The organism is Anaerostipes hominis (ex Lee et al. 2021) (assembly GCF_002270485.1).
Taxonomy (GTDB): Bacteria; Bacillota; Clostridia; order Lachnospirales; family Lachnospiraceae; genus Anaerostipes; species Anaerostipes hominis.
In genome coordinates this window covers 1-9,933 of the sequence record NZ_NQOG01000036.1, presented here as the reverse complement: position 1 = coordinate 9,933, position 9,933 = coordinate 1, and the positions used below count along the sequence as shown (strand labels likewise).

General features: G+C 34.5%; 7 protein-coding genes and 1 pseudogene. All 8 read left to right on the top strand.

The window, feature by feature from the left end:
* Nucleotides 1-409, top strand: a pseudogene (locus tag CI597_RS19070) (hypothetical protein); the annotation flags it as partial.
* 813 nt (nt 410-1,222) lie between these two features.
* Nucleotides 1,223-3,823 carry a PRD domain-containing protein gene (locus CI597_RS16920; protein WP_024728929.1) on the top strand — a complete coding sequence of 867 codons (2,601 nt, stop codon included), beginning with the start codon at nt 1,223-1,225 and terminating at the stop codon, nt 3,821-3,823.
* Between the two features lie 9 nt (nt 3,824-3,832).
* Entirely contained in the window at nt 3,833-4,141 is a 309-nt protein-coding gene (locus tag CI597_RS16915; RefSeq protein ID WP_024728928.1) for a PTS lactose/cellobiose transporter subunit IIA, read from the top strand.
* A 20-nt stretch (nt 4,142-4,161) separates the two neighbouring features.
* Nucleotides 4,162-5,811, top strand: a complete 1,650-nt coding sequence (locus tag CI597_RS16910) for a PTS lactose transporter subunit IIBC (RefSeq protein WP_024728927.1) — start codon at nt 4,162-4,164, stop codon at nt 5,809-5,811.
* Nucleotides 5,807-7,213 carry a 6-phospho-beta-galactosidase gene (lacG, locus tag CI597_RS16905; protein WP_325052345.1) on the top strand — a complete coding sequence of 469 codons (1,407 nt, stop codon included), beginning with the start codon at nt 5,807-5,809 and terminating at the stop codon, nt 7,211-7,213. Before CI597_RS16910 ends, lacG begins: the two co-directional genes overlap by 5 nt.
* Nucleotides 7,214-7,217: 4 nt before the next feature.
* Nucleotides 7,218-7,883 (top strand): HAD family hydrolase, encoded by a 666-nt coding sequence (locus CI597_RS16900; protein WP_024728925.1) that lies wholly within the window; start codon nt 7,218-7,220, stop codon nt 7,881-7,883.
* Between the two features lie 31 nt (nt 7,884-7,914).
* Nucleotides 7,915-8,952 (top strand): aldose epimerase family protein, encoded by a 1,038-nt coding sequence (locus CI597_RS16895; RefSeq protein WP_243167417.1) that lies wholly within the window; start codon nt 7,915-7,917, stop codon nt 8,950-8,952.
* Between the two features lie 52 nt (nt 8,953-9,004).
* Nucleotides 9,005-9,808, top strand: coding sequence for an ROK family protein (locus CI597_RS16890; RefSeq protein WP_024728923.1), 804 nt, complete (start codon nt 9,005-9,007; stop codon nt 9,806-9,808).
* The last annotated feature ends 125 nt before the right edge of the window (nt 9,809-9,933 follow it).

Here is a 9,933-nt window from a genome sequence, read left to right as displayed (position 1 = left end):
ACCATATGCTTCTCTTTTCAAGATTTACAACCATGAATTTTTAACCGTTTCCATCTCCAAAGGATTGATTGATACCTCCAATCTTTCCATTGCCGGTGACGGTATGCCTGTTGTTACATCTGCACGTAAACGGAAACACCGTATCTGTAAGTGTTCCGAAAATGGTATCACTTCGTGTGATTGCGACCGCTACTTTTCCCAGCCCGATTGTGATGTCGGATATGATTCTTCTCGAGACTGTTTTTATCATGGCTACGATTTATATATGCTGGTTGCATCCAACTCGGAAAGTGATTTGCCTTTCTTCCTGATTTTCATATCAGCAAATGGCTTTTGGATTCTGCTCATGATACCATGCCGTATTATCGGTATTGTCGTGAAAACGGCATACAGCCTTTTATCGACTTAAATAAAAAACGCGGAATCAGCATGAAATATAAGGATGATTTTACCATTGCAAAAGATGGAATTCCTATTCAGAACTTCAGCTGAACGTTCGAATAAACGTGAGAAAATAGACTTTCAATTAGAAAGCGGCAGGCACCGCTCAACTAAGATGTGGTACTGCCGCCTATATCACATCCTTATGCTGCAGCACTTGGATGCTTGGGATTTGCCCTATGAATCCACCCTGAGAAAGTTGATTTTAGATGTGGCATAATCCTTTAACTATTATACACCATTTTTCAGGCATAGCGACAGCTATGTCTATTTTCTATGTTCTTTTTTCTGTTTTAAATAATATTTACTTTTCAAAGTACGTTTCTCGGCTGTTGCCGATAATAATCACTCAGGATTCCGAGAGATTATTACAAGGTGGTTTGTCATGATTCTATTTTACCATGAGCGGAGAGAAAATTTATATAAATCAAGCAAGAAAATCCAGTAAAATCAAAGGGCTTTGGCATTTAACAAATGCCTAATAAAATATTAGAAAAGGAGAGAACAGATAGAGGAATCTGTATAAAAATATCTGTATTTTTAGGTTTTAATAAAAAAAAATAAAAAAAATGTGTATAATCTTGAATAAATGTAGAAAAAAAACCTATACACATGGTAAAATTGGTAATATAGTATAGCAAAAAATGTAAAAAAACCTATACACATTCGAAAAAACAGCTTATGTGTATAAAAAATGGGTGGTTTTGCAAAATTGAAGTAAAGTATTGATTTGAGTATAGTATAGGCAGCTGGTAAGTACAGCGCAGAATAGGAGTTGCATATGAAACTGAATAAGAACAACAAAGAACGAGTATATGAATTCATTACAACATATTCATTAGAATTTGAACATGATGAATATCCAAGATTTACTACGAACTTTTTGTCAGGGAAGTTAGGTATGCAAAGGACCAATTTAAGCAGTATCTTAAACCAATTAGTTAATGAAGGAAAATTGATCAAGCAAAAAGGGCGCCCGGTCATGTATCAATACATTAACTTATCTGAAGAAGCAGAAGAGGTTTTTAAGAGACTGATCGGCTATGATCAATCATTAAAAGATGCAGTAGCTGTTGCGAAAGCAACGATCCTTTATCCAAAAGGAAGGTCAAGTATTCTTATAACTGCAGAACGAGGATGTGGAGCACATTATTTTGCAGAAACGGTTTTTCAGTTTGCTGTGAAATCCGGCGTAGTTAAAAACAAAGAAGTTTTATTAACATTTGATTGTAAAGCTTACCGAGAAATTCCAGACTATCAACAGAAGCTACTTTTTGGAACTGAAGATGAAGTTGGAATTCTAAATCAATCAGAAAATGGAATGCTGTTGATCAATCATATTGATTTGCTTCCAGCCTATGAAAGGAGGCGTTTACTTTCTACTAAAGAAAGAGGAATTTTAATCTGTCGCACCGATTCAAATGCGGATCAGGAAATTTATCATTCATTACAAGAAAAAACAGATTTCGAGATCAAACTTCCTATCTTAAATGAGAGATCCTTGGAAGAGAGATTTCAACTGGTACAAAGGTTTTTATGTGATGAAATTACAAATATTGGTAAGAATCTGGAAATGGATGCAAAGATATTATCTGCATTACTCCTATATGAATCAGTAGACAATGTGACAGGATTAAAAAAAGATATCCATACAGGATGTGTAAACTGTTATGCACGGAAAGGAAGTTCAAAAAATAAATTTATCGAAATATTGCTTTCTGATTTTCCACCGTATGTAAGGAAAGGGCTTATATATTTGAAAGTACATAAGGAAGAACTGGATAAGTTAGTTTCGGAACAGTATGTTTACGCATTTACACATTCTACTATGCTGAAAAAGCAAGCACAAAAGGCAGAAGAGAAGAAAGATATTTATCAGTCTATCGATGATCGAAAGAAAAAGTATAAGAAACAGGAGATTCAAGAGGAAGAGATTGACGCATATGTATCTGTTGCATTAAAAGAGGATTTCCAAAAGTATTATAACGAATTAAGTGAGAAAATTTCCAATCGGACGATGCTGAAAAATATCATTGCCAACAAGATGATTGAACATGTCGACATGTTTTTGAAAAAAGCAGAAGAGACGTTTCAAATAAAATATGACGAGAAGATAATGTGTGCCTTGTGTCTCCATATGAATTCAGCATTGATTAGAAATGAATCAAAACAAAGGGTATCAAATGAAGAAATCACGCAAATGACAGTTTCCTATCCACAGGAATATCAATTGGCAAAGGAATTTGTTCTAGAAACAGAAAAAATCTTTCACACAAAATTGAATGTGGATGAGATTATGTTTGTGATGATGTTCCTCTTAGAAGAAAGAGTCACAAAGAAACAGCAGGTTGTTACATTAATTGCAATGCATGGGGATTATTCAGCACAAGCGGTTGTTAAAACAGTAAATGAACTTTCTAATGAAAATAATACATATGCTTTTAACTTACCATTAGATAAGAACATGAAAGAAGCATATGAAGACTTCAAGAAAGAGATTATTCGAATTGATCAAGGAAAAGGAATCATCCTAATCTATGACATGGGATCTTTGAGGACTATGGCAGAATCCATAGCAGCGGAAACGAATATCGACATCAGATTTGTAGAATCACCAATTACATTAATTGGTGTAGCATGTAGCAACAAAGCAAGTGAAGAAAAGGCAATAGATGATATTTACGGATATCTTCAGGAAAATTTCAAGACAGCAGCATACAGTAGAAATTATGATGGAAGCAATAAAATTGTAGTCATCATATCAAAATCTGAAACTGAAGCAGAAAAAATTCAACGATTTATAAACGAAAATATGAGCTGGAATGATATAAAAATCAGACGAGTTGTATTAACAAATGAAGGTCAGCTATATAGCATGATTGATGGTATAGCAGATGAAGGAGAAATTGTTGGGATTGTAGGAGATTATGATCCACTGCTCTATCAATATCAGTTCATTGACGTTAATCAGCTAATGAAATCTGAGAAAACAAACCTAAATGACTATATCCAAACACAGAATGAATTGGATAAGACGGGAATCACCGAAACGTATGAATATTTAGAGGGAAATTTTCCAGAACTGGATATGGCCAAAATGGAAATATATCTGGACGATTTCATGCAACAAGTAGAATATCTGTTAAATGTAAAACTGGATGAGAACAAAAAAATCGGATTGATTATTCACATCGTTTGTTTACTAGACAGAATCAGACAGGGATACACACCATCCATTAGTTTTATTGCATCAGGTGTGATTGACAAGAACAAGGAAATGGTTCCAGAAGTGAAAAAAATTCTGGAACCAATGGAAAAAGAGTTTAACGTATATATTAATGAGACGGAGATTGCAACGATCATTACGATTATACGAGAATAGGAGGTTATTATGACAAAAGACGAATTAAACATGATCAGCTTTGAAATTGTTTCTTACTCAGGAGATGCTCGCTCTAAATTATTACTTGCACTAGAAAAAGCAAAAAATGGAGACTTTGAAGAATGTGACAGCTTAATTGAACAGGCAAATGATTGCTTGAATGAAGCACATAACTCACAAATGGATGTCATGAAAGAAGAAGCAAACGGAGAAACAGTTACAATGGGATTTATCATGACACACGCACAGGATCATTTAATGACATCATTATTATTGAAGGACATCATTGGAACATTGATTGACGTTTATAGAAAATAAATGAAGAGAGGATATAAGTTATGAATAAACTGATACAATCAATTGAAAAAATGAAACCGTATTTTGATGCCATCGCAAGAAACAGATACTTAAAAGCGATTAAGGAGGGATTTGTTTCCGCAATGCCAATCGTTTTATTCTCAAGTATCTTTATGCTGTTGGCATATGTACCAAATATTTTTGGATTCTATTGGAGTAAAACAGTAGAAGCATTCCTGTTAAAACCATATAACTATTCTATGGGAATTTTAGGTCTGGTAGTAGCAGGAACAACGTGTTACCACTTAACAAAATCGTTTAACCGAGATATGCCAGTAGACAATCAGATCAACGCCATTTCTACAATGATGTGTTCTATGATCGGATTCATGGTAGTCGCTGTAGATTCTATTAAAGATGGATTCGCATCAGGATATATGGGATCTAAAGGATTATTAACAGCATTCTTAGTAGCATTCTTTACAGCCAACCTTTACAAATTCTTTATTAAAAGAAATATTACAATTAAAATGCCAGATGCAGTTCCACCAAATATCTCTCAGACATTCAAAGATGTTATTCCCTTTGGAGCATGCGTATTATTATTAACAATCTTTGATTTCTTCTTTAGAAAACAGTTTGATATGTGTTTTGCACAGGCAGTCATTCAGGTATTCCAGCCACTGTTTACAGCAGCTGATGGATATGTTGGATTAGCAATCATTTATGGAGCTATGGCAATGTTCTGGTTCGTAGGTATTCAGGGACCAGCCATCGTAGAACCAGCAGTAGCTGCTATCTACTATGTAAATATCGCAAACAACTTACAGTTATATCAGGCAGGAGATCATGCAGCAAATATTTTAACACCAGGTGTACAGCAGTTCGTAGCAACTTTTGGTGGTACTGGAGCAACATTAATGATCACTTTGATGTTTGCATTTTTAGCAAAATCAAAAGAGTTAAGAGCTATTGGACGAGCTTCTTCCGTTCCAGTTTTATTCGGAGTAAATGAGCCAATCTTATTCGGAGCACCATTAATCTTAAACCCAGTATTCTTTGTACCATTTATTTGTGCACCAATCTTAAATGTATGGTTATTTAAGATTTTCGTTGATTATATTGGAATGAACTCATTCTTATATATCTTACCATGGACAACACCAGGTCCATTAGGACTATTCCTTGGTTGTGGTATGGCGTTAAAAGCAGCAATTTTAGCTATTGCATTACTAGTATTAGACTTTGTAGTATACTATCCATTCTTTAAAGTTTATGATCATGAGAAATGTGAAGAAGAAAAAGAAAAAGGATTAGAAGAAGTAGGTTCTGAAGAACAGCAGATTGAAGTTGATGCAGATACATTAAAATCTAAGAGAATCTTAGTATTATGTGCTGGTGGTGGAACATCAGGATTATTAGCAAATGCTCTGAAGAAAGCTGCAGAAGAGAAAAACATTCCATTAATCGCAGCTGCAGGAGCTTATGGAGCACATACAGATATCATGCAGGATTATGATCTTGTCGTTTTAGCACCTCAGGTAGCAGCTTTCTATGAAAATCTGAAGAAAGATACAGATCGTCTAGGAATTAAATGTGTAGCTTGTGAAGGAAAACAGTACATTGCACTGACAAGAGATCCAGACGCAGCAATCAAATTTGTATTTAAGATTTTAGAAGGAGATAATTAATATGAGATTACCAAAAGATTTTATCATGGGTGGAGCAACTGCAGCATATCAGTGTGAAGGTGAATCAAAAGCTCATGGAAAAGGACGAGTAGCCTGGGACGATTATCTGGAAAAACAGGGCTGGTTCAGCCCTGATCCAGCAAGTGATTTTTATCATAAATATCCAGTGGATTTAGACTTATGTAAACAGTTTGGCGTCAATGGAATCCGTATTTCTATTGCATGGTCAAGAATTTTCCCAACAGGAGAGGGAGAAGTTAACCAGGAAGGTGTGGATTTCTACCATGCAATGTTTAAGAAATGTAGAGAAAATGGAGTAGAGCCATTTATCACATTACATCATTTTGATACACCAAATGAATTACATAAAAATGGAGATTTCTTAAATCCACATACCATCGATTGCTATGAAAGATATGCAAAATTCTGTTTTGAAGAATTCAAAGATGATATCCGTTATTGGTTTACATTTAATGAAATCTGGCCAGTATCATCTGGCCAGTACATTACAGGTACATTCCCACCAGGAGAAAAATATGATGTAGTTAAAACTGTTGAATCCATGCATAACATGATGGTTGCACATGCGAGAGCAGTCATTGCATTTGAAGAAGGTGGATATGAAGGTCAGATTGGTATTATCCATTCCCTAGAAACAAAATATCCTTATGATGAGAAAAAACCGGGAGATGTTTTAGCGGCAGAAAGAGAAGATGCACTGACAAATCAGTTCTTACTAGATGCAACATTCTTAGGATATTATTCTGAAAATACATTAAAACATATTAATTTCTTATATGAGTTAGAAAATAAAACATTTGCTCCAAAAGAAGAAGATATGGAATTACTGAAAAAAGCTGCAGCATGTAATGATTATCTTGGAATTAACTATTATCAGAGTCACTTTGTTCAGGAATACAATGGAGAAAGCCAGATTCATCATAATGGTACAGGGGCAAAAGGAACTTCTGTATACCGATTAAAAGGAATCAGCGAGCATATGTTTAAAGAAGGAATTGATCGAACAGACTGGGATTGGTTAATTTATCCAGAAGGTTTATATGACCAGATCATGAGAATTAAAAAACAGTATCCAAATTATAAAGCAATCTATATCACAGAAAATGGAATGGGATATAAAGATGATTTCAAAGATAGTACAGTTGATGACGAACCACGTATTGATTACATCAAACGTCATTTACAGTGGATTGCAAAAGCAATTGAAGGAGGTGCCAATGTTAAAGGATACTTTGTATGGTCCTTAATGGATATGTTCTCATGGTCCAATGGATATAATAAACGTTATGGATTGTTCTATATAGATTTTGAAACACAGGAACGTTATCCTAAGAAATCAGCATACTGGTACAAAGAAGTCAGTGAAACAAAAGAGGTATAAACGTATGGTAGATTATAAAGGAGTCATTTTTGATTTCAATGGAACATTGTTCTTTGATAATGATAAACATGTATTAGCCTGGAATGAAATTTCTAGACTGCTTCGTGGATGTGATATCACAGATGAAGAATTGCATGGAAAATTTAATGGAACACCAAACGATCAGATTATCAAATATATGACGGATGGAAAGGCATCGTTGGAAGAAGTGAAAGAATATTCTTCAAAAAAAGAAGCATTTTATCGTGAATTTTGCAAAAAAGATAAAGAACATTTCCATTTAGTAAAAGGCTCAGTAGAGTATTTTGAATGGTTAACAAACCATAAGTTTCCTTACACTATCGCAAGTGCCTCAATTAAGGAAAATATTGACTTTTTCAGGGAGTCTTTCCATTTAGATAAATATATTGATCCTAAAAAGCTGGTATACGATGATGGAACATATGAAAATAAAATTCAGATGTTTTTAGATGCTTCAAAGAAAATAGGAGTTGAGATGAAAGACATCTTAGTAATTGAAGATTCTTTCTCAGGAATCAAAAATGCATATAAAGCAGGATGCGGTAAGATTCTTGTCGTATGCGAAAAAGAAAAAGAAGAAGAATATAAAAATCTTCCAGGAGTTCTTGGAACAATGCAGGACTTTGAACATATTTATGATTTCTTTTAATCTATCAATCAAACCTGAAGGGTGAGTCGTTATGGGAAAAAATATGATAACTGCAGTGAATGTAATAGAAGAAAGAGAAAATGGTATTACATTCTTTGAAATGAAAAACGATGAACTTCAAATCAGGGTAACAAATCTTGGATGCCATATCCTGTCCATCTTTGCCAAGGACAGGGATGGCAAACAAGAAGATGTTGTTTTAGGATTTGAGGAAATCGAAGATTGTAAAGAAGACGGAACTTATATGGGGGCTATTGTTGGCCGAGTTGCAAATCGAATCAAAGGAGCAAGCTTTGAATTAAATGGAAAAACATATAAGCTGGCGGTGAACAATGGACCAAATCATTTACATGGTGGAGAGATTGGATTTGATCAAAAAATCTTCTGCTATGAAATCATTGAAAACGGAATATTATTTTCCTGTATCTCCCCAGATATGGAAGAAGGGTATCCTGGAACCTTAGAATTAAAAGTTAAATATTTACTGACAGGTAATAACTTAACGATGGAGTATGAAGCTTGGAGTGATGAAGATACTCTGTGCAATATTACAAACCATTCTTATTTTAATTTATCTGCAGGGAAAGAAAAAATTTATGATCATTACTTGAAGATTAACGCAGACAAAATAGCATGTGTTGATGAAAATTGTTGTACAACAGGAGAATTTATGGACGTAAAAGATACTCCTTTTGATTTTCACGATTATCATAAAATTGGTGAAAGAATCAATGATGATTGTGAGCAATTAAAATTAGCATCAGGCTATGATCATTCTTTTATGGTTAAAGGAGATGAAAATCAGCTTTCTTTATATGATGAAAAATCTGGACGCAAATTGACCGTATCTACAACATTGCCTGCCGTGCAAATTTATACGGGAAATTTCTTAGATGAAGGATGTAATGGAAAACAAGGAAAACCATATGAAAATCGTGACGGTGTAGCAATTGAACCTCAGTTTCTCCCAGACTCCATACATATTGAAAAGGAGCCCAAAGTGATTCTGCGAAAGGGAGAAATTTATAAAGCTACAACAAAATATATTTTTCAAGTAGATGAACAATAGATCATTGTTATTTATTTCCTATGTGCGACCAGAAAATATAATGAGATTCAGAGTGTTTTCTGGTCATTTTTTGATACCCATATTTAAGATGAAAGAAAAAATTAATGATGTGATTGTTGGATTTGGGCAGAAAATTGAAGGAATTGGAATTTCGTGCCCAGGACCACTTGATTTAATTAATGGAATTATATTAGAAACACCAAATTTACCAGGATGGAATTATTTTCATCTGACAGAAGCATTGCAACAAATTACAGGAATAAAAGTACAATTACAAAATGATGCAAATCTTGCGGGACTTGCTGAAGCGGTAATCGGAGCAGGAGCAGGAAAGAGTCATGTACAATTTCTAACAATTTCAACAGGAGTTGGAGCAGGATTGTGTATTGATGGAAAAATCTATCAAGGGGCCAAAGGATTTGCACAGGAAGTTGCAAATTGTATCTTATGGGAAGACGGACCATCTCATGGGGCATTGAAAAATGGATCTATTGAGTCAATCGCTAGTGGAACAGCAATTACAACCAGAGCCCAAAATGTTGGATTGGAAGTTGCACATGCTGGAGAAGTTTACAAATTAGAAAAAGAAGGAAATGAACTTGCAAAACAGATTATGGAAGATGCATACGAATATTTGTCTAATTTTATTGCGATTTTGTATGGAGTCTTAGATCCAGATTTGTTTGTATTAAGTGGAAGTGTTGCATTAAAAATTCCAGGATTTATTGAAGAAATTGAAAAAAGAGCAAAAGAAAAGGTATTTGATGCACTGAAAGATAATGTAAAAATTGTACCAGCTGCATTAGGAGAAGATTGTGGACTGATTGGAGCAGCATGTTTAGCTTTTGAAGGTTAAGATAGTGTCAAGTGATGTATGAAAAAGCTGAGCATAAAAAATAGGCTCAGATGAACCTTGAAACCTGTAGATATTGATAACGTTAAGCTCTCCGAGGGCTTAGGGCGCTGCCCTAAGTACCCGCA

Excerpts from the sequence above, each read along its gene's own strand:
- CI597_RS16920 (WP_024728929.1), top strand. The coding sequence starts at position 1,223 with ATGAAACTGAATAAGAACAACAAAGAACGAGTATATGAATTCATTACA.
- CI597_RS16915 (WP_024728928.1), top strand. The coding sequence starts at position 3,833 with ATGACAAAAGACGAATTAAACATGATCAGCTTTGAAATTGTTTCTTAC.
- CI597_RS16910 (WP_024728927.1), top strand. The coding sequence starts at position 4,162 with ATGAATAAACTGATACAATCAATTGAAAAAATGAAACCGTATTTTGAT.
- CI597_RS16900 (WP_024728925.1), top strand. The coding sequence starts at position 7,218 with ATGGTAGATTATAAAGGAGTCATTTTTGATTTCAATGGAACATTGTTC.
- CI597_RS16895 (WP_243167417.1), top strand. The coding sequence starts at position 7,915 with ATGGGAAAAAATATGATAACTGCAGTGAATGTAATAGAAGAAAGAGAA.